The 22,848-nt window shown below is 72.5% G+C and carries 21 protein-coding genes; 16 read left to right on the forward strand and 5 right to left on the reverse strand.

Going from position 1 to position 22,848, the window contains the following annotated elements; all coding sequences use genetic code 11:
* Nucleotides 1-35: 35 nt before the first annotated feature.
* Both OG432_RS27810 and OG432_RS27815 read right to left on the reverse strand, forming a co-directional pair.
* Nucleotides 36-1,673, reverse strand: coding sequence for a PucR family transcriptional regulator (locus OG432_RS27810; protein WP_328313697.1), 1,638 nt, complete (start codon nt 1,671-1,673; stop codon nt 36-38).
* 194 nt (nt 1,674-1,867) lie between these two features.
* Nucleotides 1,868-3,673 (reverse strand): glycoside hydrolase family 15 protein, encoded by a 1,806-nt coding sequence (locus tag OG432_RS27815; RefSeq protein WP_328313698.1) that lies wholly within the window; start codon nt 3,671-3,673, stop codon nt 1,868-1,870.
* A 424-nt stretch (nt 3,674-4,097) separates the two neighbouring features.
* Between OG432_RS27815 and OG432_RS27820 the strand changes: the two genes are divergently transcribed.
* The 13 genes from OG432_RS27820 (at nt 4,098) to OG432_RS27880 (ending at nt 18,908) form a co-directional block, all read left to right on the forward strand.
* Nucleotides 4,098-5,765 (forward strand): CTP synthase, encoded by a 1,668-nt coding sequence (locus OG432_RS27820; RefSeq protein ID WP_328313699.1) that lies wholly within the window; start codon nt 4,098-4,100, stop codon nt 5,763-5,765.
* A gap of 106 nt (nt 5,766-5,871) precedes the next feature.
* A complete protein-coding gene (locus tag OG432_RS27825; RefSeq protein WP_328315271.1) occupies nt 5,872-6,498 on the forward strand; it encodes an NUDIX hydrolase in 627 nt (208 codons plus the stop codon).
* A 221-nt stretch (nt 6,499-6,719) separates the two neighbouring features.
* The gene (locus OG432_RS27830) at nt 6,720-8,747 is read left to right on the forward strand and encodes a tetratricopeptide repeat protein (protein WP_443058470.1); all 2,028 of its coding nucleotides are present in this window, start codon (nt 6,720-6,722) and stop codon (nt 8,745-8,747) included.
* Between the two features lie 163 nt (nt 8,748-8,910).
* Nucleotides 8,911-10,026 (forward strand): alanine dehydrogenase, encoded by a 1,116-nt coding sequence (gene ald / locus OG432_RS27835; protein WP_328315272.1) that lies wholly within the window; start codon nt 8,911-8,913, stop codon nt 10,024-10,026.
* 350 nt (nt 10,027-10,376) lie between these two features.
* On the forward strand, nt 10,377-11,582 hold the full coding sequence (locus OG432_RS27840; protein WP_443058471.1) for a ParA family protein: 1,206 nt from the start codon (nt 10,377-10,379) through the stop codon (nt 11,580-11,582).
* Entirely contained in the window at nt 11,567-12,100 is a 534-nt protein-coding gene (locus tag OG432_RS27845; RefSeq protein ID WP_328313700.1) for a hypothetical protein, read from the forward strand. The genes OG432_RS27840 and OG432_RS27845 overlap by 16 nt, the downstream gene beginning before the upstream one ends.
* Nucleotides 12,101-12,162: 62 nt before the next feature.
* Entirely contained in the window at nt 12,163-13,302 is a 1,140-nt protein-coding gene (locus OG432_RS27850) for a segregation and condensation protein A (protein ID WP_328313701.1), read from the forward strand.
* Nucleotides 13,299-13,931 (forward strand): SMC-Scp complex subunit ScpB, encoded by a 633-nt coding sequence (scpB, locus tag OG432_RS27855; protein ID WP_328313702.1) that lies wholly within the window; start codon nt 13,299-13,301, stop codon nt 13,929-13,931. Before OG432_RS27850 ends, scpB begins: the two co-directional genes overlap by 4 nt.
* A complete protein-coding gene (locus tag OG432_RS27860; RefSeq protein ID WP_328313703.1) occupies nt 13,931-15,205 on the forward strand; it encodes a pseudouridine synthase in 1,275 nt (424 codons plus the stop codon). The genes scpB and OG432_RS27860 overlap by 1 nt, the downstream gene beginning before the upstream one ends.
* A 142-nt stretch (nt 15,206-15,347) precedes the next feature.
* Nucleotides 15,348-15,965, forward strand: coding sequence for a nicotinamide riboside transporter PnuC (gene pnuC, locus OG432_RS27865; protein ID WP_443058614.1), 618 nt, complete (start codon nt 15,348-15,350; stop codon nt 15,963-15,965).
* Nucleotides 15,962-17,044 (forward strand): AAA family ATPase, encoded by a 1,083-nt coding sequence (locus OG432_RS27870; RefSeq protein WP_328313705.1) that lies wholly within the window; start codon nt 15,962-15,964, stop codon nt 17,042-17,044. Before pnuC ends, OG432_RS27870 begins: the two co-directional genes overlap by 4 nt.
* On the forward strand, nt 17,041-17,898 hold the full coding sequence (locus OG432_RS27875; RefSeq protein ID WP_328313706.1) for an NUDIX hydrolase: 858 nt from the start codon (nt 17,041-17,043) through the stop codon (nt 17,896-17,898). The genes OG432_RS27870 and OG432_RS27875 overlap by 4 nt, the downstream gene beginning before the upstream one ends.
* Complete coding sequence (locus OG432_RS27880; protein ID WP_328313707.1) at nt 17,895-18,908, forward strand: ADP-ribosylglycohydrolase family protein; 1,014 nt, start codon at nt 17,895-17,897, stop codon at nt 18,906-18,908. The genes OG432_RS27875 and OG432_RS27880 overlap by 4 nt, the downstream gene beginning before the upstream one ends.
* A 6-nt stretch (nt 18,909-18,914) precedes the next feature.
* On the opposite strand, the gene OG432_RS27885 is transcribed toward OG432_RS27880, so the two are convergent.
* The 3 genes from OG432_RS27885 to OG432_RS27895 form a co-directional block, all read right to left on the reverse strand.
* A complete protein-coding gene (locus tag OG432_RS27885; RefSeq protein WP_328313708.1) occupies nt 18,915-19,598 on the reverse strand; it encodes a nucleotidyltransferase domain-containing protein in 684 nt (227 codons plus the stop codon).
* Nucleotides 19,599-19,615: 17 nt separating this feature from the next.
* On the reverse strand, nt 19,616-20,083 hold the full coding sequence (locus tag OG432_RS27890) for a Rieske (2Fe-2S) protein (protein ID WP_328313709.1): 468 nt from the start codon (nt 20,081-20,083) through the stop codon (nt 19,616-19,618).
* A 176-nt stretch (nt 20,084-20,259) separates the two neighbouring features.
* Nucleotides 20,260-20,595, reverse strand: a complete 336-nt coding sequence (locus tag OG432_RS27895; protein WP_328313710.1) for a DUF952 domain-containing protein — start codon at nt 20,593-20,595, stop codon at nt 20,260-20,262.
* On the opposite strand from OG432_RS27895, the gene OG432_RS27900 reads away from it, so the two are divergent.
* From OG432_RS27900 to OG432_RS27910, 3 genes are all read left to right on the forward strand, one after another.
* The gene (locus OG432_RS27900; protein WP_443058472.1) at nt 20,553-21,161 is read left to right on the forward strand and encodes a YidB family protein; all 609 of its coding nucleotides are present in this window, start codon (nt 20,553-20,555) and stop codon (nt 21,159-21,161) included. The two genes, OG432_RS27895 and OG432_RS27900, sit on opposite strands and share 43 nt — an antisense overlap.
* A gap of 150 nt (nt 21,162-21,311) precedes the next feature.
* Nucleotides 21,312-21,674, forward strand: a complete 363-nt coding sequence (gene aroH / locus OG432_RS27905; protein WP_328313712.1) for a chorismate mutase — start codon at nt 21,312-21,314, stop codon at nt 21,672-21,674.
* On the forward strand, nt 21,671-22,756 hold the full coding sequence (locus tag OG432_RS27910) for a prephenate dehydrogenase (RefSeq protein ID WP_328313713.1): 1,086 nt from the start codon (nt 21,671-21,673) through the stop codon (nt 22,754-22,756). Before aroH ends, OG432_RS27910 begins: the two co-directional genes overlap by 4 nt.
* Nucleotides 22,757-22,848 lie beyond the last annotated feature (92 nt).

Consider the following 22,848-nt stretch of genomic DNA (forward strand, 5'->3'; position numbering starts at 1 on the left):
CACCCGCTGCGCCCCCGGTCCGTCATCGCGGCTCGCTACCCCGCCGCGTGCCGGCGCGCCCGGAGCGCCAGGGACAGGGCGAGCACCGTCTGCGGATCGTCGAGGTCGGTGCCCAGGAGATCCGCTATGCGGGCCAGGCGGTTGTAGAGGGTCTGCCGGTTGAGGTGGAGTTCGCGCGCGGTCTCCGCCTTGCGGCCGGCGTGCGCCAGATAGGTTTCGAGGGTCGGCAGCAGGGGCGGCCGCGCGGCGCGGTCGTGGGCCTGGAGCGGACCGATCGCCCGCTCCACGAACGCCGCGAGGTCGCGGTGTTCGCGCAGCCGCCACAAGAGCAGGTCGATGTCGAGGCGCCGGGCGTCGTACCAGGGGCGCTCGGGCAGGCCCTGGGCGGCCGCCGCGGTCTCCGCCGCGTGCCGCAGCCCGGCGCCGGCCGCCGCCCAGCTGCCCGCCACGCCCACCACGACGACGGGCTGGGTGCCGGCCCGCGCGCCCATCAGGCCGGCCCGCTCGACGCCGGCGCGCAGGGCCGCGGCGACCCGGTCGGCGACCGCGGTGCGCTCCGACTCCGAGCGGAGCCCGAGCAGCAGCGGCACCCGGCCCTCGACGGGGCGTACGCCGAGCAGTACGGGCACGCCCACCGAGGACAGCTCTTCGAGGACCGCACGCGCCAGGACCGCCCAGTTGCCCGTCGGGGCGAGCTCGGACGCCAGCCGCATCACCACCGGGAGCAGTGGCCCGTCGCCGGGCCTGAAGCCGAGGACCTTGGCCTGGCCGGGCGCGTCCTCGGGGGTGATGCGGCCCTCGGCGAGGTCGGTGAGGAAGTCGCCGCGGCCGCGCGCGGCGAGCTCCTCCTCCTGACGGGCCTGCATGAGGACGACGGCGAGGATGCCGGCCGCGCGCTCGGCGGCCATGCGGTGCACCGGGAGCAGGGGCGGGCCGACCGCGAGGAGCGCGAGGCGGGCCCGTACCGACCCGGCCCCGTGGCCCCCGCCCGGCACGTCCACCAGGACCGCGCCCACCGGCGGCCCCGACGCCCGGGTCTCGCGCTGGCCGCGCAGCCCCTCCCAGACCTGGAGCGGATCGGCGGCCGCCTCGCCCGCCCCGCAGCCGGCGGCGTACAGGAGCTGGCCGTCGGGAGTTTCCAGGAAGACCGGGTTGGCGGTGAAGTCGGCCAGGATGCCGAGGACCTGGGGGATCCCGCCGCCGCCGAGCAGGGCGCCCGTGCAGCGCCGGTGGACCTCCTCGGCGCGTTGCAGCAGGGCGTAGTGGCCGTTGACGATCTCGGTGTGGATCTCCTCGGTCACCGTGACGAACGGGACCTCGCGGTGCAGCTGGACCAGGGGGAGCCCGGCGGCCCGCGCGGTCTCGACGAGGGTGGCCGGGAGCCGGGCGAAGCGCGGGCCGAGCTCGACGACGAGGGCGGCGATGCCCCGGTCCGCGAGCCGCCGGACGAACGCGCGCTGCTCCGCGGGGCGGGTGCCGAGGCCGAGGCCGGTGGTCAGGAGCAGCTCGCCGCCCTTGAGTAGCGACGCGATGTTGGGCACCTCGCCGGCGTGTACCCAGCGCACGGTGCGCTGGAGCCGGTCGGCGCCCGCGACGACCTCCGGCAGGCCGCCGCGCAGCCCCGGCAGTTCGAGGGCCCGCTGCACGGTGATCCCGCCCTGCTGCGTGTCCACTGCGCCCACCTCTTCCTCCCGCGGACCCGGGGCCCGACCCCGGGACGACACCGCATGCGGCGGACGCTACCTGCGGTTACGTCCGGTACCCGCCCCTTGTGGCACACCTCACGCGGGTCGTGCGGGAGTCCGGGCGCGTCGCCCGGACTCCGGAGCGCGGGGCACGGCCCGAAGGCCCCGCGCCGTTGGGCCCTTCAGCCGCCGTAGGCGCCCGACGCGGTCAGCCGCAGCGCCGTGTCGATCAGCGGAACGTGGCTGAAGGCCTGCGGGAAGTTGCCCACCTGGCGCTGGAGGTGCGGGTCCCACTCCTCGGCGAGCAGGCCCAGGTCGTTGCGGAGCGCGAGCAGCTTCTCGAAGAGCTTGCGGGCCTCGTCGACCCGGCCGATCATCGCGAGGTCGTCCGCCATCCAGAACGAGCAGGCCAGGAACGCGCCTTCCTCGCCCGCCAGGCCGTCGAGGTTGTCCGTGTCGCCGCCCGTGGTGGGGTAGCGCAGGATGAAGCCGTCCGGCGTGGACAGCTCGCGCTGGATCGCCTCGATGGTGCCGATGACGCGCTTGTCGTCCGGCGGCAGGAAGCCCATCTGCGGGATCAGGAGCAGCGAGGCGTCCAGTTCCTTCGAGCCGTAGGACTGCGTGAAGGTGTTGCGTTCCTTGTCGTAGCCCTTCTCGCAGACGTCCCGGTGGATGTCGTCGCGCAGCTGGCGCCACTTGTCGAGCGGGCCGTCCGCGTCGCCGGACTCGATCAGCTTGATCGTGCGGTCCACGGCCACCCAGGCCATCACCTTGGAGTGCACGAAGTGGCGGCGCGGGCCGCGCACCTCCCAGATGCCCTCGTCCGGCTGGTCCCAGTGGCTCTCCAGGTAGCGGATCAGCTTCAGCTGGAGCAGCGAGGCGTAGTCGTTGCGGGCCAGGCCCGTCATGTGCGCCAGGTGCAGGGCCTCGGTGACCTCGCCGTACACGTCGAGCTGGAGCTGGTGGGCGGCGCCGTTCCCGGCCCGTACCGGGGTGGAGCCCTCGTACCCGGGCAGCCAGTCGAGCTCGGTCTCGCCGAGCTCGCGCTCGCCCGCGATCCCGTACATGATCTGCAGGTTCTCGGGGTCGCCCGCGACCGAGCGAAGCAGCCACTCGCGCCAGGCGCGGGCCTCCTCGCGGTAGCCGGTGCGCAGCAGCGAGGACAGGGTGATCGCGGCGTCCCGCAGCCAGGTGTAGCGGTAGTCCCAGTTGCGTTCGCCGCCGACGTGCTCGGGCAGCGAGGTCGTGGGGGCGGCCACGATGCCGCCGGTCGGGCCGTAGGTGAGCGCCTTCAGGGTGATCAGGGAACGGATCACGGCCTCGCGGTAGGGCCCGTGGTAGGTGCAGTGCTCCACCCACTCCCGCCAGAAGTCCTCGGTCGCCTCCAGGGACGCCTCCGGCTCGGGAAGGGCGGGCGGCTCGCGGTGCGAGGGCTGCCAGCTGATGGTGAAGGCGACCCGTTCGCCGGGCGAGACGGTGAAGTCGGAGTACGTGGTGAGGTTCTTGCCGTACGTCTCCGCCTCGGTGTCCAGCCACACCGAGTCGGGGCCCGCGACGGCCACCGTGCGGGAGTCGACCTTGTGCACCCAGGGCGTGATGCGCCCGTAACTGAACCGCATGCGCAGCATCGAGCGCATCGGGACCCTGCCGGTCACGCCCTCCACGATGCGGATCAGCTGGGGAGCGCCGTCACGCGGCGGCATGAAGTCGGTCACCCGGACCGTGCCGCGCGGGGTGTCCCACTCCGATTCCAGGATGAGCGAGTCGCCCCGGTAGTGGCGGCGGTCGGCCACCGGCGGCGGATCGTCGCCGTTGTGGGCCGGCCCGACCCGCCAGAAGCCGTGCTCCTCGGTGCCGAGCAGTCCGGCGAAGACGGCGTGCGAGTCGAAGCGGGGCAGACAGAGCCAGTCCGCCGTGCCGTCCCGGCAGACCAGTGCCGCGGTCTGCATGTCTCCGATGAGTGCGTAATCCTCGATGCGCCCGGCCACGTGCAATCTCCAGTCGAACGGCCACGTCGCCCCCTGGGGGCGCTTACAGCGACAGCGGTCAAGGGTTCGCCAACGAGCGCATGTTCCGGATGACGGACGGGGTGGCGCCGTGCTACCAGGTGGCTCGGCAAGCGAGTGTCCGAGCAGGATACGACGCACCATAGTGATCCGCTGGAGCCTTCATCGAACGCCACTGGGCCGAACGAGTGAGGCTCCTACGCAGGGCTGACCAGCGGCATACAGAGCGTGGCCGGACGCGCTCTCCCGCTGGCGCTGATACCCTGGTAGCCCGTGGCCGGGTGCTGAAAAAAGCCCCGAACCGCAGCGACGGCACCCTCTGTAATCCCGCGACATCTCGCACAAGATCCACACAGGGTGACCGGTACGCACTCCAGACAGCGACCACGGGAGCCCCCTCTTGGCCATGCAGACTCGATCCTTGGCATCTTCGACGACCAAGCACATCTTCGTCACCGGGGGTGTCGCCTCTTCCCTCGGCAAGGGTCTGACTGCCTCCAGCCTGGGTGCGCTCCTCAAGGCGCGGGGGCTGCGGGTCACGATGCAGAAGCTCGACCCGTACCTCAACGTCGACCCCGGCACGATGAACCCGTTCCAGCACGGTGAGGTGTTCGTCACCAACGACGGCGCCGAGACGGACCTGGACATCGGCCACTACGAGCGCTTCCTGGACGTGGACCTCGACGGCTCCGCCAACGTGACCACCGGCCAGGTCTACTCGCAGGTCATCGCCAAGGAGCGGCGCGGCGAGTACCTGGGCGACACCGTGCAGGTCATCCCGCACATCACCAACGAGATCAAGCACCGCATCCGCCGCATGGCCACCGACGACGTCGACGTCGTCATCACGGAGGTCGGCGGCACGGTCGGCGACATCGAGTCGCTGCCGTTCCTGGAGACCGTCCGCCAGGTCCGCCACGAGGTCGGCCGCGACAACGTCTTCGTCGTGCACATCTCACTGCTGCCCTACATCGGCCCCTCGGGCGAGCTGAAGACCAAGCCGACCCAGCACTCGGTCGCCGCGCTGCGCAACATCGGCATCCAGCCCGACGCGATCGTGCTGCGCGCCGACCGCGAGGTGCCGCTGTCCATCAAGCGCAAGATCTCGCTGATGTGCGACGTCGACGAGGCCGCCGTGGTCGCCGCCATCGACGCCAAGTCGATCTACGACATTCCCAAGGTGCTGCACACCGAGGGCCTGGACGCCTACGTCGTGCGCAAGCTGGACCTGCCGTTCCGCGACGTGGACTGGACGCAGTGGGACGACCTGCTCGACCGGGTCCACAACCCGCAGCACGAGGTCACCGTCGCGCTGGTCGGCAAGTACATCGACCTGCCCGACGCCTACCTCTCGATCACCGAGGCCATGCGCGCCGGCGGCTTCGCCAACAAGGCGCGTGTCACGGTCAAGTGGGTCACCTCGGACGACTGCAAGACGCCGGCCGGCGCCAAGAAGGCCCTCGGTGACGTGGACGCGATCCTGGTCCCGGGCGGGTTCGGCGACCGCGGCGTCAACGGCAAGATCGGCGCCATCCAGTACGCCCGCGAGAACAAGGTGCCGCTGCTCGGCATCTGCCTGGGCCTGCAGTGCATCGTCATCGAGGCGGCGCGCAACCTGGCCGGCATCCCGGACGCCAACTCCACCGAGTTCGACGCCGCCACCGCCCACCCCGTCATCTCCACGATGGAGGAGCAGCTGGCCTACGTCGAGGGCGCGGGCGACCTGGGCGGCACGATGCGGCTCGGCCTGTACCCGGCGAAGCTCGCCGAGGGCTCGATCGTGCGGGAGGTCTACGACGACCAGCCCTACGTCGAGGAGCGCCACCGCCACCGCTACGAGGTGAACAACACCTACCGCGCGGAGCTGGAGAAGAAGGCCGGCCTCGTCTTCTCGGGCACCTCCCCGGACAACAAGCTCGTCGAGTACGTCGAGTACCCGCGCGAGGTGCACCCCTACCTCGTCGCCACCCAGGCCCACCCGGAGCTGCGCTCGCGTCCCACGCGCCCGCACCCGCTGTTCGCCGGGCTGGTCAAGGCGGCCGTCGAGCGCAAGACGGGCAAGCCCGCCAAGTAGTCGGCGCCCGCGTTAACGTTGCCGGGGTACGAGCCCTTCCGGGGGCCCGTGCCCCGGTTTCTGTTTTTTGCTCTTTGTTGTGCGCGCACTGTGGGAGGACGCCGACATGGCCATCGAGGACACCGCCGAACACTGGCAGATCGTGGCTACCGCCACTCCCTTCACGGGTCACAAGACCAGCGTCCGCACCGACGACGTGGTGATGCCCGACGGCTCGGTCCATCAGCGCGACTACCAGGTGCACCCGGGCTCGGTGGCGATCCTCGCCCTGGACGACGAGGGCCGGGTCGTGGTGCTGCGCCAGTACCGCCACCCCGTCCGCCACAAGCTCTGGGAGATCCCGGCCGGGCTCCTGGACGTGCCCGGCGAGAACCCGCTGCACGCCGCCCAGCGCGAGCTGTACGAGGAGGCGCACATCAAGGCCGAGCGGTGGCACGTCCTGACCGATGTGTTCACCAGCCCCGGCGGCAGCGACGAAGCCGTACGGATCTTCCTGGCGCGGGACCTGTCCGAGGCCGAGGGCGAGCGCTTCGAGGTCGCCGAGGAGGAGGCCGACATGGAGCTGGCCCGGGTGCCGCTCGACGAACTCGTGCGGGGCGTCTTCGCGGGGGTGCTGCACAACACCTGCCTCGTGGTCGGCGCGCTCGCGCTGTCCGCCGCCCTGAGGGGGGACGGCCTCGACGCGCTGCGTCCGGCCGAGGCGCCGTGGCCGGCCCGGCCCTTCGACGCGTGAGGCGCATTCCCCGCACCCCGCATCCCCGTATCCCCGTATCCCCGCGTCGCCGGTCACGCGCGATCGCGCTCGATCCCGTGTGATCTGAAAATCTGCTGATCCGATCGGGCGACATCCCCGCCGCGCTCCACCCAAACGGTCACGAAGCGTGAACTACGCTCGGACTGCCCGTGCGGATACCCGCACGGTCTCCAGGTGCGCAGGCGGACGGAGCGTGGCCCGTGACGGATCAGGCGGTGGACGTGGGTGGCGCTGCCGCCGGGCAGTGCACGGGGGAATTCCTGGGCAGGCACCGGGAGTTGAAGGAACTCCGGGCCGACATCGAACGGGCCGGGCTCGACACCCTGTCGGGGAAGAAGTCGCCCCGGGCCAGGGTCCTGCTGATCGCGGGCCGGCCCGGCTCCGGGCGGACCGCGCTCGCCGCCGAACTGGCGCGCCGGGTCGCCGGCGACTATCCCGACGGCGTGCTGCGCGCCGCGCTCAGCGAGCCCAGCGGGGCCCGCGTCCCGGCCGACCGGGTCGCGCGGGACCTCCTTGACGCCCTGAAGGTGCCGGCGCCGCCCGGGGCCGGCCAGGACGAGCTGAGCGAACTGGTCCGCGGGGCGCTCGCGAGCCGCCGGGCGATCGTGCTGCTCGACGACGCGGCCGACGCCGAACAGGTCGGCCCGCTCCTGCCGGACACCTCCCGCTGTCTGATCGTGGCGACGGCCGCGGGACCGCTCACCGGAATCCCGGACGTCCGCCCCTGCACCCTCGGCGGCCTCGACACCAAATCGGCCGTCGAGCTCCTTGAGGGCTTCACCGGAGCGGTACGCGTCACGGTGGACCCGCGCGCCGCCGAAACCCTCGTCGAGGTGTGCGGAGGCCAGCCCGCCGCCCTCGTCCTGGCCGGCGGCTGGCTCGCGGCCCGCCCCAAGGCCGCCGTCTCCGACGTGGCCAAGCAGCTGCGCGCCATCTCCGACGAGGTGGCCGAACTCCCCAGCGCGGCAAGGCCGTTGGCCCGCTCCTTCCGCCTCGTGTACGACTCCCTCTCGCAGCCGGCCGCGCGGATACTGCGACTGCTCTCCCTCGCCCCCGCCGGGATCGCCGACGCCCACACCGCCTCCGCGCTGGCCGGCTGCTCGGTCTCCGGCGCCCAGACGGCGCTGAGCGACTTCGTGGCGTACGGACTGCTGCGCAAGGACCCCGATGTGCCCGAGCAGTACCGGGTGCCCGGCGCGCTCGCGCCGCTGCTGCGCGCCCTGTGCGAGAGCGTCGACCGCCCCGGCGAGGTGCAGCTGGCCCGCGCCCGCATGCTGGAGCGGACCGTCCGGCTGCTCCAGTCCTGCCGCGCGGTGACCGAGCCCGAGGGCTCGCCCGCGCGCAAACGCCTCGCCGGCCTGCCGCGCGCCCTGCGCTTCCCCAGCCGGGCCGCGGCCGACGCCTGGCTCGGCGGCCGCAGGCCCGCGCTGCTCGCCGCCGCACGGCTCGCCGTGGAGGACGGCGAGCTCGACACCCTCGCGCGGCGCCTGGTCGCCGCCCTGGTGCGGGCACTCGCCGCCCACCGGGGCGCCGAGGCGGCCGCGCCCGAGCTGTACGGCCTGCACCAGCTCGTCCTCGACGTCGCCGAGCGGCGCGATCTGCACCGCGAGAAGGCGGCGGCCCTGCTCAACCTGGGCGACCTGGACGCGCGGACCGGACGCACCGCCGACGCACTGGCCCGCTACCGGCTCGCCCTCGACGCCGGGCGCGCCGCGAACGACCCGTACGCCACCGGCCGCGCGATGGAATCCGTAGGCGGCGCCCATCAGGAGCTGGGGGACTGGCAGCGGGCCTCGGACTGGTACGGCCGGGCCCTGTCGCAGCGGCTCGCGCGCGGCGAGCGCGCCGACGAGGCCCGGCTGTACGGCCGGCTCGCCACCGTGCACACCTACGCCGGCCGCTACGGCGAGGCGCTGCGCGGCTGGCGCGCAGCGGTGGCCGGATACCGACGGCTGGGCGATCTCCCCAGCCAGGCAAGGGCGTTGAGCGAGGCGGCCCGGGTCCAGGAGTACGCCGGACGCCCCGAGGAGTCGCTGCGTACCTGCCGGGAGGCGGTGGAGCAGGCGCGCAGGGCCGGTGATCTGCGCTTGCAGGCCGCGCTCCAGCTCCGGCTCGCCGACACCCTCGACCGGCTCGGCGACCCCACGGCGGCGCGATTGCACCGTGCGACGGCCGACCGACTTCTGGAAGATGAGGCAGCAGCCCCAGGGGACCTGCGAAATCCGTAGCGCTTCAGCCAAAGATTAGAGCTTTGTAAGGGTAGACAGCGAGAAAACCTTCATTAGACTGGCTCTGCCGCAACCTCCTGCGGTGCCTCCCGGTGTGCCGTCGTGCGTCCGGGTATGTATGGCATTGCCCCCCTTTTTCCCTGAGCCAAGGACCGTGATCGACGTGAAGGTCGGTATCCCCCGCGAGGTCAAGAACAACGAGTTCCGGGTGGCCATCACCCCCGCCGGTGTGCACGAGCTCGTACGCCACGGCCACCAGGTCTTCGTCGAGCAGAACGCCGGCGTCGGCTCCTCGATCACGGACGCCGAGTACGTCGGCGCCGGCGCGGAGATCCTCGCCACCGCCGACGAGGTCTGGGCCACCGCCGACCTGCTGCTCAAGGTCAAGGAGCCCATCGCGGAGGAGTACCACCGCCTCCGCAAGGGCCAGACGCTCTTCACCTACCTGCACCTCGCCGCCTCCCGCGCGTGCACGGACGCCCTCCTGGAGTCCGGCACCACCGCGATCGCGTACGAGACCGTCGAGACGGCCGGCCGCCAGCTGCCGCTGCTCGCTCCGATGTCCGAGGTCGCGGGCCGGCTCGCCCCGCAGGTCGGCGCCTACCACCTGATGCGCTCGGCCGGCGGCCGCGGCGTGCTCCCCGGCGGCGTTCCCGGCACCCACGCGGGCAAGGCCGTCGTCATCGGCGGCGGCGTCTCCGGCTGGAACGCCACGCAGATCGCCGTCGGCATGGGCTTCCACGTGACCCTGCTCGACAAGGACATCAACAAGCTCCGCGAGGCCGACAAGATCTTCGGCACCAAGGTGCAGACGATCGTCTCCAACGCCTACGAGCTGGAGAAGGCCGTCGTCGAGGCCGACCTCGTCGTCGGCGCGGTGCTCATCCCCGGCGCCAAGGCCCCGAAGCTGGTCACCAACGAGCTCGTCGCCAAGATGAAGCCCGGAAGTGTCCTTGTCGACATCGCGATCGACCAGGGCGGCTGCTTCGAGGACTCGCGTCCGACCACCCACGCCGAGCCGACCTTCATGGTCCACAACTCGGTCTTCTACTGCGTCGCCAACATGCCGGGCGCCGTGCCGAACACCTCCACCTACGCCCTCACCAACGCCACGCTGCCCTACATCGTGTCGCTGGCGAACAACGGCTGGGTCGAGGCGCTGCGCCGCGACGCCGCGCTCGCGCTCGGCCTCAACACCCATGACGGCCAGGTCGTTTACGGCCCGGTCGCCGAGGCCCACGGCCTGGACCAGGTCGAGCTGCACACGCTCATCGGCTAGTCACACGCCGGTTCGTCAACCCGGACCGTCAACCCCGCACATCCGGCCGGACCTTGTCGACCAAGGTCCGGCCGGATGTGTATCGCGACACTTCCGCCCCCCTGTGAGCGGCCCGCTCAACTCGCCTCGAACGTAACCCTTTAACCGTTTCGAGCACTGGTGAAACGTGCGCTTGAGTACCCGCACGCCCTTGACAGAGTGGTGTTCGGTTGCCGACACATCGGGCCCGGTCCGGTGGATTGTGTTGCTGCGGAGCGGTGACACGCCATAGAGTCGCCAACCGTCGGCATGGTGCCACGCTGACCTATCGATAAAGTTTCCTGGTCACGTCCAAGGAGGTAAGACGACTTGTGAATGAGTCGACATTTACTCCCGGAGGTGGTCAGTCGGGAATCCCTGCGGGGACGTCCGTACGGGGCCAGAGCCCTTCGGGGCCCGAGGCTGTCGGCTCCGTCGCGGTCCGCACCTTCGAAACCACTCCGATCCCCGCCCACGCGGGGATGGTCCCCACCCAGCACATGACGACAGCCCCACGGATGATGGACGGCCTACACGTGAACGCCACGGCCGGCAACGAGAGCGGCCGGGACACCGCCGCTCTCGCCGACTTTGACGAGGTGCCCCAGGGGCACTTCTACGACCCCGACGCCGAGTACGAGCCCGACCCCGAGTACGCGGCCACCCTCGCGCCCGACGCCGCACGCCAGCGTCGCGAGCGGATCGGCCCGACCGGACGGCCGCTGCCGTACTTCCCGATCCCGGGTCCGCTGACCGACCACGGTCCCGCGAAGATCATCGCGATGTGCAACCAGAAGGGCGGCGTGGGCAAGACGACGTCGACCATCAACCTGGGTGCCGCGCTCGCGGAGTACGGACGGCGCGTGCTGCTCGTCGACTTCGACCCGCAGGGAGCCCTGTCGGTCGGCCTCGGAGTCAACCCGATGGAACTCGACCTCACCGTCTACAACCTGCTCATGGAGCGGGGCATGTCGGCCGACGAGGTGCTGCTCAAGACCGCGGTCCCCAACATGGACCTGCTGCCGAGCAACATCGACCTGTCCGCCGCCGAGGTGCAGTTGGTCAGCGAGGTCGCGCGCGAGTCCACGCTCCAGCGGGCGCTCAAGCCGCTGATGCAGGACTACGACTACATCGTGATCGACTGTCAGCCCTCGCTCGGCCTGCTCACGGTGAACGCCCTGACGGCGGCTCACAAGGTGATCGTGCCGCTGGAGTGCGAGTTCTTCGCGCTGCGCGGTGTCGCGCTGCTGACCGAGACGATCGAGAAGGTGCAGGAACGTCTCAACCCCGACCTGGAGTTGGACGGCATCCTCGCCACGATGTACGACTCGCGCACGGTGCACAGCCGTGAGGTCCTGGCCCGTGTGGTCGAGGCCTTCGACGAGCACGTCTACCACACGGTCATCGGCCGGACCGTACGCTTCCCCGAGACCACGGTCGCCGGTGAGCCGATCACCACGTACGCCTCCAACTCCGTCGGCGCTGCCGCCTACCGTCAGCTCGCCAGGGAGGTGCTCGCCCGGTGTCACGCCGAGTGAGTCTGCCCGGGGCCGACGAGCTGTTCCGTACGACCGGGGGGATGGCGCTCTCGCCGTCCGCCCCGCGGCGGGGGACCAACGGCGAGGCGCGCGTGCCGGCCCCGGCGGGCGAGAGCGAGCCCGTCGCCGCCGAGCCCGCCCCCGAGGCGGAGCACACCGCAGCCGACGAGGACTCCGGCTCGGCCGAACCGCGCAGCAGGGGCGCCGCCGACGCGGAGGCCGCCAAGGCCCGGCGTACGCCCGCACAGGGCGGCTCGGGCACCGCACAGCAGCGGCGCCGGCAGCGGGCCGCCAACCGGCGGCCCAGCGGACGGGAGCGGCACGACGAGAAGATCACCGTGTACGTCTCCGCCGAGGAGCTGATGGACCTGGAGCACGCCCGCCTGGTGCTGCGCGGGGAGCATGGGCTCGCGGTCGACCGCGGGCGGATCGTCCGCGAGGCGGTCGCCGTCGTCCTCGCCGACCTGGAGTCCCGGGGCGACGCGAGCATCCTCGTACGGCGTCTTCGGGGGCGGTAGCCGTTAGCCTGCGGCGGAGCCCTTCGCCCCGCCCGCCCGCCATTCCCTCCCCTGGACCACCCTTGCCGACTGCTGACGAGTCCGACGTTCCCGCTGCGCGTGAGGTGCGGCGTGCGCTGGGGCGGGGCCCCGGGGGTGTTTCCCCCATCCCGCCCCTTCCCGAGACCCTCCGGGGGTTGGATTCGGGTGCGGCCGCAGGGGTGGTGCCGGGGCCCGCGGCGGGGCCGCTGATGAGCACGGCGGCCCCGGACCCCCGCTCCTCGGGCTCCCCCAAGGACTTCGTCCAGGGGGGACCCCCAGGGGCTGTTTTTTCGCCCGCCGAAGCCGAAGCCGAAGCCGAAGCCGAACCGGATGCCGGTTCCGAAGCCGGTACCGCACCCGAGCCCGAACCCGGTGACGGTCGGTTCACCGTGCGGCTCGCCAACTTCGAGGGGCCCTTCGACCTCCTCCTCCAGCTGATCTCCAAGCACAAGATGGACGTCACCGAGGTCGCCCTTTCCAAGGTCACCGACGAGTTCATGGCGCACATCCGCGCCATGGGGCCGGACTGGGACCTCGACCAGACGACCGAGTTCCTCGTCGTCGCCGCCACCCTGCTCGACCTCAAGGCCGCCCGGCTGCTGCCCGCCGCCGAGGTGGAGGACGAGGCCGACCTCGCGCTCCTGGAGGCCCGTGACCTGCTGTTCGCGCGGCTGCTCCAGTACCGGGCGTACAAGCGCATCGCGGACATCTTCAGCGAGCGGCTCGACACCGAGGCGCGCCGGTATCCGCGGACCGTCGGCCTGGAGGCGCACCTCGCCGAGCTGCTGCCCGAGGTCGTCATCAGCATCGGAGCCGAGGGATTCGCGAAGCTGGCCGTCAAGGCCATGCAGCCGCGAGCCAAGCCACAGGTGTACGTCGACCACATCCACGCCCCGCTCGTCTCGGTGCGGGAGCAGGCCGAGATCGTGGTGGCGCGGCTGCGCGAGGCGGGGGAGGTCAGCTTCCGGGAGCTGGCCGAGGACGCCCCGGACACCCTCACCGTGGTCGCCCGCTTCCTGGCCCTCCTCGAGCTGTACCGGGAGAAGGCCGTCGTCCTGGACCAGGACGAGGCGCTGGGGGAGCTCACGGTGCGCTGGAGCGGCGGCGAGGGCGACGGTGCGCCGAGGGTGACCGACGAGTTCGACCACGTGGTGACGGAGACGGAGGAGGAGAAGGCGTGAGCGAAGGCGTGAGCGAGGAACTGGAGCTGAAGCCGGCGCTGGAAGCCGTCCTCATGGTCGTCGACGAGCCGGCCACCGAGGAACACCTGGCCAAGGTCCTCGACCGGCCGAGACGGGCCGTGGCGGACGCCCTGCGGGAGCTGGCCGACGAGTACACCGTCCAGGGCCGCGGCTTCGAGCTGCGGCTCGTGGCGGGCGGCTGGCGGTTCTACAGCCGGGCCGCGTACGCGGACGCCGTCGAGGGCTTCGTCCTGGACGGCCAGCACGCCCGGCTCACCCAGGCGGCCCTGGAGACCCTCGCGGTCGTCGCCTACCGCCAGCCGGTGAGCCGCTCGCGGGTCTCCGCGGTGCGCGGAGTCAACTGCGACGGGGTCATGCGGACCCTGCTCCAGAGGGGTCTGGTCGACGAGGCGGGCACGGAACCCGAAACAGGTGCGATCCTGTACAGGACGACGAACTACTTTCTGGAGCGGATGGGCCTGCGCGGCCTGGACGAGCTCCCGGAGCTGGCGCCCTTCCTCCCCGAGGCGGACGCGATCGAGGCCGAGACGCTGGAGGGTGTTCCGTCGTTCGACCCGGACGCGCCGGACGCGCCGGAAACCCACGCAGACGACAAGACGGAAATGTGATGCGAAGCAGCAGCGGCAGGAACAGCAGCGGAAACAACGGCGGGAGCCGTGGTGGCAACAGCGGCGGCCGCGGCAGCAGTGGTGGTGCCGGTGGCCGGGGCGGCAGCAGCCGGGGCGCCGGCGGCGGCGGTCGCGACGACCAGCGCGGCAACCGGCCCGCGGGCGGCGGCGGCCGCGACGGCCAGGGCAAGAGCGGTGGCGGCTGGGGCGCCGGTGGCGGCGGCCGTGACGGCCAGGGCAAGAGCGGTGGCCCGCGCCAGAGCGGCAGCGGCAAGCCGCGCCCGCTGCGCCCCGAGGAGCGCACCTACGACGTGGGCTTCGACGACAGGGGAGGCGCCCCCCGCAGCGGTCGCGGTGCCTCCGCGCGCGGCGGCGCCAAGGGCGGCCCCAAGTCGCCGCAGGGCGGTACCCCGGTGCGTCGCGGCCCGCACGGCCAGCGCCTGGGCCAGGCCCGCCCGCGCGAGCTCGACGCCAAGATCGAGCAGCGCAACCGCGACCGGTACGCGGACAAGCCGGACGTGAAGACCCCGAAGACGTTCCCCGGAGCCGAGCAGGAGGGCGAGCGGCTGCAGAAGGTGCTCGCTCGGGCCGGCATGGGCTCGCGCCGCGCCTGCGAGGAGCTGATCGAGCAGTCCCGCGTCGAGGTCAACGGCGAGATCGTGCTCGAACAGGGCAAGCGCGTCGACCCGGAGAAGGACGAGATCAAGGTGGACGGCCTGACCGTCGCCACCCAGTCGTACCTCTTCTTCGCCCTGAACAAGCCGGCCGGCGTCGTCTCCACCATGGAGGACCCGGACGGCCGCCAGTGCCTCGGTGACTACGTCACCAACCGCGAGACCCGGCTCTTCCACGTCGGCCGGCTCGACACCGAGACCGAGGGCATCATCCTGCTCACCAATCACGGCGAGCTGGCCCACCGTCTCACCCACCCCAAGTACGGCGTGAAGAAGACCTACCTGGCCGCCATCACGGGCCCGCTGCCGCGCGAGATCGGCAAGCGGCTCAAGGAGGGCATCCAGCTGGAGGACGGTTACGCACGGGCCGACGCCTTCCGGGTCGTGCAGCAGACCGGCAAGAACTACCTCGTCGAGATCGAGCTGCACGAGGGCCGCAAGCACATCGTGCGCCGCATGATGGCCGAGGCGGGCTTCCCCGTCGAGAAGCTGGTGCGCGTCGCCTTCGGCCCGATCGGGCTCGGCGACCAGAAGTCCGGCTGGCTGCGCCGCCTCACCAACACCGAGGTCGGCATGCTGATGCGCGAGGTCGACCTCTAAAGACCCCGAACAGCAGCTGAGAGAGCCCGGTTCCCCCTGTGCGCGGGGGAGCCGGGCTCTCTCGTCGTGTGCGCCCCCCCGAATCCTTGTGCGCCCGTCCGAACAGTCTTGTGCGCCCGCCCCGGAGACCTTTATAGTCACACTGACCATTAAGGAGGTCGGCGTGAGCCTCACCTGGACAGAGATCCTCGGCTTCGCCAGCGGCGCGCTCTGCGTGTGGCTGGTGGCCCGGCAGCACATCGCCAACTGGCCGGTGGGTCTGGCCAACAACGTGTTCTTCATCGTGCTGTTCCTCCAGGCGGGCCTGTACGCGGACGCCGGACTCCAGGTCGTCTTCATCGCCCTCGCCGTGTACGGCTGGTGGACCTGGGCCCACGGGGGTGGACCAGGTTCCGGCACGCTCGCGGTCCGGCGGACGACCCGCACCGAGTGGCTGTGGCTGCTCGCGGCGGGGGCGGTGGGGACCGTCGCACTGACCTTCCTGCTCGGCGCGGCCACCGACTCGACCGTCCCGTTCTGGGACGCGCTCACCACCGCGCTCTCCCTGGCGGCGACGTACGGACAGTGCGAGAAGCTCGTCGAGTCCTGGTGGCTGTGGATCGCGGCCGACGTGGTGTACATCCCGCTCTACGCCTACAAGGACCTCTATCTGACGTCGTTGCTGTACGCCGGATTCCTCACCCTGTGCCTGATCGGGCTGCGGGGCTGGCGGCGCGGGCTCGGCGCCCGGCCGGCGCGGCTGGTGGAGGCGACGGCGTGACGAGCCACGAACACGGCCTGGTCCTCGGCAAGTTCTATCCGCCGCACGCCGGCCACCACCACCTCGTGCGCACCGCGGCCGAGCGCTGCGAACGGCTGACCGTGCTGGTGTGCGCGGCCTCCGTCGAGACGGTCCCGCTGGCCGAGCGCGTCCAGTGGATGCGCGAGGCGCATCCGGACGCGCGGATCGTCGGAGCCGTCGACGACACCGGGATGGATCTGAACGACCCGGCGATATGGGACGCCCACATGGCCGTCTTCCGGGGCGCCGTCCCCGAACGCGTCGACGCGGTGTTCACCTCGGAGCCGTACGGCGACGAACTCGCCCGGCGCTTCGGCGCCGAACACGTCCTGGTCGACCTCGACCGCACGGCCTTCCCCGTCTCCGGCACCGCCGTGCGCAAGGACCCGGTGGGCAGTTGGGACTTCCTCGGACAGCCCGTGCGGGCCTGGCTCGCCCGGCGCGTGGTCGTGCTCGGCGCCGAGTCCACCGGCACCACCACCATGGCCCGCGCCCTCGCCGAGCACTATCGCGCGCGCGGCGGGGTCTGGGCCCGCACCCGGTGGGTCGTGGAGTACGGGCGCGAGTACAGCGAGGGCAAGCTGGCCGCGCTGCGCTCCCGCTTCCCGCAGGCCCAGTGGGAGGACGTCGAGTTCGGCTCGGACGAGTTCCCGGTGATCGCCGAGCGGCAGAACGAGCGCGAGAACACCGCGGCCGGGCTCGGCTCGCCCGTGCTGTTCTGCGACACCGACTCCTTCGCCACCACCGTCTGGCACGAGCGCTACCTCGGCGGCCGCAACCCGCGCGTCGACGCGGTCGCCGAACGGGCCGCGCCCCACCACCTGTGGCTGCTCACCGACCACGAAGGGGTTCCCTTCGAGGACGACGGACTGCGCGACGGCGAAGAGCTGCGCCCCTGGATGACCGAGCGCTTCCGCTCCGAACTGGCCCGTACCGGCCGGGAGTTCATCGAACTGCACGGCCCGCACGAGGAGCGCCTCGCCACCGCGGTCGCCGCCGTGGACGCGCTGCTCGACCGGGGCTGGGCCCTCGCCGACCCGCTGCCGGAGCGACGATGAGCACCGCCGGACGGGCCGCCAGGGGCGAGCACCGCACGCCGGTCGCGACACCCGGCGAGCCCGACGTCACGGTGTCCGACGCCACGGTGTCCGATGCCACCGGGCCCGACGCCACGGTGTCCGAGGCCACCGTGCCCGAGGGGTACGACCCGGGCGCCTTCGAGCCGTTCGCCGTCACCGTGGACCTCGCCGTGTTCACCGTGCGCGGCGGCGCCCTGCACGCGCTGCTCATCCGGCGCGGCCAGGACCCGTACGCCGGGGCGTGGGCGCTGCCCGGCGGGTTCGTGCTGCCGCGCGAGTCCGCCGAACGGGCGGCCCGGCGCGAACTGGCCGAGGAGACCGGCCTGCCTGACGACCTGGTGGCCGGGCTGCACCTGGAACAACTGCGCACCTACAGCGAGCCCGACCGCGATCCCCGGATGCGGGTCGTGTCCGTGGCGTACACCGCGCTCGTGCCCGACCTGCCCGAACCCCACGGAGGCGGCGACGCGGCGCACGCCGAATGGGTCGCCGTGGGCCGTCACGGCCGGCTCGCCTTCGATCATGCCGACATCCTCGCCGACGCCCGCGTCCGCATCGGCGCCAAGCTCGAATACACCTGCCTCGCCACATCGTTCTGCCCGCCCGAGTTCACCCTCGGCGAGCTCCAGCAGGTGTACGAGACGGTCTGGGGCACCGTCCTGGACCGCCCCAACTTCCGCCGCAAGGTCCTTGCCACGCCCGGCTTCGTCGAGCAGGTGGCAGGTGCGTCGCGGCTGACCGGCGGCCGGGGCAAACCGGCCGCGCTCCACCGGGCGGGTCCGGCCACCGTGCTGCACCCGCCGCTTCTGCGCCCGGAGGGACGACAGGCATGAACCGTGCTGCGCAACACAAGGCGACCGGCGCTCTGACCGGCCTCGCGCTGGGGGACGCCCTCGGCTTCCCGACCGAGTTCAACGACGTGCCCGCGATCCTCGCGAAGTGCGGGCCATGGCGCGAGATGGCGCTGCCGGCACCCGCGATCGTCAGCGACGACACCCAGATGACGCTCGCGCTGGGCCGTGGGATCCGCACGGCCATGGCCCGCGGCCCGCTTTCCCCGGGCAGCCTCGAAGGGCCGGTCCGTGCCGAGTTCGTCGACTGGTACCACTCGCCCGAGAACAACCGCGCGCCCGGCCGCACCTGCCTGGTGGCGTGCGCACAGCTCGACAGCGGGCTGCCCTGGCAGCGGGCGAGCCAGATCGGCTCCAAGGGGTGCGGCGCCAACATGCGGGTCGCGCCCATCGGCCTGGTGCCGGGCCTGAGCGAGGAACAGCGCGCGGGCGCCGCCCAGTTGCAGTCCGCCCTCACCCACGGCCACCCCACCGCCCTGGCCGCCTCCGACCTCACCGCGCGCGCGGTGTACCTGCTCGCCCAGGGCGCCGACCCGGCGGGCCTCGTCGGCCGGCTGCGCTCGTACGCCTACGAGAACCGCACCCGCTACCACGACCGCTGGCTCGGCGACCTGTGGACGCACGCGCAGGACCCGACCCCGGGCCACTTCGTCGCGCGCGGCTGGGACGACTGCCTCGACGCCCTCGACCGGGTGCTCAAGGCGCTCCGCGACCCCTCGCCCGAGACCGACCCGTGCCTGGACACCGGCGACGGCTGGATCGCCGAAGAGGCCTTCGCCACGGCCCTGCTGTGCTTCCTGCTCTTCCCCGACGAGCCCCTCACCGCCCTGCGCCGAGCCGCCTGCACCCAGGGCGACTCGGACTCCATAGCCTGTCTGACCGGCGCGTTCGCAGGCGCCCACCTGGGCGCCGCGGCCTGGCCCAAGGACTGGGCCGAGCGCATCGAATACCGCAGCGAACTGCTGACCCTGGGGGCGCTCTGGGATGCTTGAGCCGTCCTACTCCAGAGCCGACTCGCGGCGCACCCGGAACAGGAAGTCCGCGACCCGGGCCCGGTCGGGGCCGGAGGGCAGGGGGGTTTGGGTGGCCGCGTCGTCGGACTGGGTCGCCAGGGTTGCCATCCAGGACTCCACCTCGGGCCAGGGCACCTCGCCGCGCTTGACCGCGAGGAGCCGTTCGCGCTCGCTTCCGGCGTCGATCGTGAGCACGCCGGTGCGCAGCAGGTCGCGGCAGCTCATCAGCAGCCGCAGCAGATGCATCGCGTGCTTCCACCGCGGCGCGCCGCGGTGGCGCACATCGGCGTCGAGCTTCTTGCGCTGGCCGAGCGCGTAGCGCGCGAAGGTCCGGTGTGCCTGGCGGGAGAGGAACGCCTCGCGCAGGGACAGGAGTTCCCGGCCGGTGTCGTCGGCGTACTCGACCAGCGGGGAGTGCAGACACTCCAGGATGTTCGGGTTGGCGCGCAGGGCCAGTTCGCAGAACCGCTCCAGCTCCCAGCTGAACTGCTCGTCGGCCGGGCCTTCCACATGGGTGGGCGGCTTTTCGAAGTGCCAGAAGAGGGGCGTCGGTGCGAGGTAGATCCCGCGTACGTCGGTGTCGCTGTCCTCGGTCGCCAGGCCGAAGGCGCGCGAACCCATGACACAGGAGTAGACGGTGTGGCCGGCGACGAGCTCTTCGGGCGTCATGACCCCATGGTCGCCGGTCAGGGCAGCAGGACCGCATCCTTTTCGATGGCGATCTGCCGCACGGGCAGGGGGCGCGTGGCCGGGCCCTGGGCGACCGAAGCGTCCGCGATGCGGTACTTGCTGCCGTGGCAGGGGCAGTTGATGGTGCCGTCGGACACGCTGGAGACCGTGCAGCCCTGGTGGGTGCAGATCGCCGAGAACCCCTTGAAGGTGCCCGCCTGCGGCTGGGTGACGACGACCTTCTGATCGGCGAACACCTTGCCGCCGCCGACCGGGATGTCGGAGGTCTTGGCGAGGACCCGGCCGGCCTGAGCCGGCGGACTCGACTGGCCCGGCGTGGCGGAGCCGGCACCGCTCGGCGTACCCGGCGCGCTCGGGGTGGGCGTCGAACTCCCGCCGCCGTCACCGGAGTTCGAGCAGCCCGCGAGGGCCGCGGCGCCCGCCGCCGCAGCGAGTACCGTCCGGCGGCTGTTGACTGCTTCCATCGTGCGCTCCTCAGGTCGTCACGCCGGCACCGGAAGGACGCGCGGCAGGAGCATCCTGGCGCCCGCGGCCCCCGCGACGAAGCACCGACGGGGCCGATGTCCCCATTTGCCCGTCGCGCGGGAGGGGCCCGCGGCGCGGCCTTAGTTCCGTGCGGGCCGTTGCGCGTGCGGCCGCGTCACCGCCGGGGGACGAGCTCCACCGCCCGCCCCCGAGCGTCCCGGCGCACTTCGAGGACCGCCGTCACCGCCGCCCGCTCGACGGGCCCGTACACATGCGGAAACAGGACGTCTCCGGCGCCCTCCCAACGGACCTCGGCGGCGAGCGCCGACTCGTCGACGCACAGCACCAGGAGCGGGCCCGGCGCCTCGCGGTAGTGGGCGTCGGCGACGGCCAGCGCCGACGGCCCGTCCGCCGAGCAGTGCACGAAGCCCTCGGCGGCCAGCGAGCGCGGCGCGTAGGGCAGGCCGGGTGCGGCCGACCACTCGTCCAGGGGAACCACATGCAGGATCATGCGTCGGTTCTACCCCCACCCCGGTCCGCGCGGGCCCGCGGGGGGCGGTTCGCCCAGGTGGCGCACGCGTCCCGCTCGGGCGAGATTGGCCGTGTCCCCCTGCGTACCCCCATGCGAAAGGAACGACGATGGCGGGAAATGACCTGGGCAGCCTCCTGGGCGGCCTCCTCGGCGGCAGCGGCAGCGGCAGCGGAGCCTCCGGATCCGGCGGCGCCGGCAGCATCCTCGGCGCGCTGCTCGGCGCCCTCGGCGGAGGCGGCCGGAGCAATGGCGACAACCCGCTCGGCGGCCTCCTGGACATGCTCACCAAATCCGGGCTCGCCGACCAGGCGCAGTCCTGGGTCGGCACCGGCGACAACCAGTCGGTGAGCGGCTCCCAGATCGCCGACGCGCTGCCCGACGGCGCCCTGCAGCAGGCCGCCGAGGAGGCCGGTGTCTCCCCGCAGGAGGCCGCCGACCAGATCGCGCAGCACCTGCCGCAGGCCGTCGACAAGCTGACCCCGAGCGGCGAGCTGCCGCCGCCGGGCACCTCCCTCCAGGACCTGATCAAGCAGCAGAACCTGTAGCGCGGACCGGCCGCGCCGGCCGCCCTCCCGTCCCGGAGGGCGGTCGCCGCGTCCGTCCCCCGGCGGCGCTGACTACGCTGAACGGGAACAACGATCGAAGGCCGAAGGCCGAAGGCCGAAGACCGAAGGCCGAAGTACGAGGAGTACGTCGTGGCGGTACGAGCGGTCCGCGGGGCCGTCCAGCTGGAGCGGGACGAGGCCGGGCACATGGACGAGCGGGTCGGCGCGCTGCTCACCGGGATCCTGGAGCGCAACGGGCTGACCCCCGACGACCTCATCAGCGTCTGGTTCACGGCCACCCCCGATCTGCACAGCGACTTCCCCGCCGCCGCCGCACGCCGGCTCGGCCTCGCCGACGTTCCCCTGATCTGCGCGCAGGAGCTGGACATCGCCGGTGCCATGCCCCGCGTGGTGCGCGTCCTCGCGCACGTCGAGACGTATCTCGACCGGTCCGAGATCACCCATGTCTACCTCGGCGCCGCCGCCGCCCTCCGCAAGGACATCGCCCAGTGAGAACCGCCCTCGTCATCGGTACCGGCCTGATCGGCACCTCCGCCGCCCTGGCCCTCGCGAGCCGCGGGATCACCGTGCACCTCGCCGACCACGACCCCGGCCAGGCCCGCACCGCGGCGGCGCTGGGCGCCGGCACGGACGAGGCCCCCGACGGGCGGGTCGACCTCGCGGTGATCGCCGTGCCGCCCGCGCACGTGGCCGCGACCCTGGCCGGGGCGATCCGCGACGGCGTGGCCCGCGCCTACATCGACGTGGCCAGCGTGAAGGGCGGCCCGCGCCGCGAGCTGCTCGCGCTCGGCTGCGACCTGGGCTCCTACATCGGTACGCATCCGATGGCCGGCAAGGAGCGCTCGGGACCGCTCGCCGCGACCGCGGACCTCTTCGAGGGCAGGCCCTGGGTGCTCACGCCGACCCGCGACACCGACACCGAGGTGCTCAACCTGGCCCTCGAACTGGTCGCCCTGTGCCGCGCCGTGCCGGTCGTCATGGACGCCGACGCCCACGACCGGGCCGTGGCCCTCGTCTCGCACACCCCGCAGCTGGTCTCCTCGATGGTCGCCGCGCGCCTCGAAGAGGCCGACGAGACGGCGGTACGGCTGTGCGGGCAGGGCATCCGCGACGTCACCCGCATCGCGGCGTCCGACCCCGGGATGTGGGTGGAGATCCTCTCCGCCAACCCGGGTCCGGTCGCCGACGTCCTGTCCAGGATCGCCGCCGACCTCGACGAGACGGTGGGCGCCCTGCGCTCCCTGGAGTCCGCCGACGAGGACAAGCGGCGCGGTGGCGCGGCCGGCATCAAGGACGTGCTGCGGCGCGGCAACGCGGGCCGCGTCCGGGTGCCCGGCAAGCACGGCGCCGCCCCCGCCACCTACGAGGTCGTCGCCGTGCTGCTCAGCGACGAGCCGGGCGGCCTCGCGCGGCTCTTCGCCGACGCGGGCCGGGCCGGGGTCAACATCGAGGACGTCCGCATCGAGCACGCCACCGGCCAGCAGGCCGGCCTGGTGCAGCTGATGGTCGAGCCGACGGCGGCCCCGGGTCTGACGGCCGCGCTGCGCGAGCGGGGATGGTCGATCAGACAGTGAGACGGCCATCCGGACGCCGACCGGTCGCCCTGCGCAGGGGCACGGCCGCCCTGGGCCGTGACGCGGCCGTCCGGAGCGTGACGAGGTCGTCG

It is taken from the genome of Streptomyces sp. NBC_00442 (genome assembly GCF_036014195.1).
Lineage (GTDB): Bacteria > Actinomycetota > Actinomycetes > Streptomycetales > Streptomycetaceae > Streptomyces.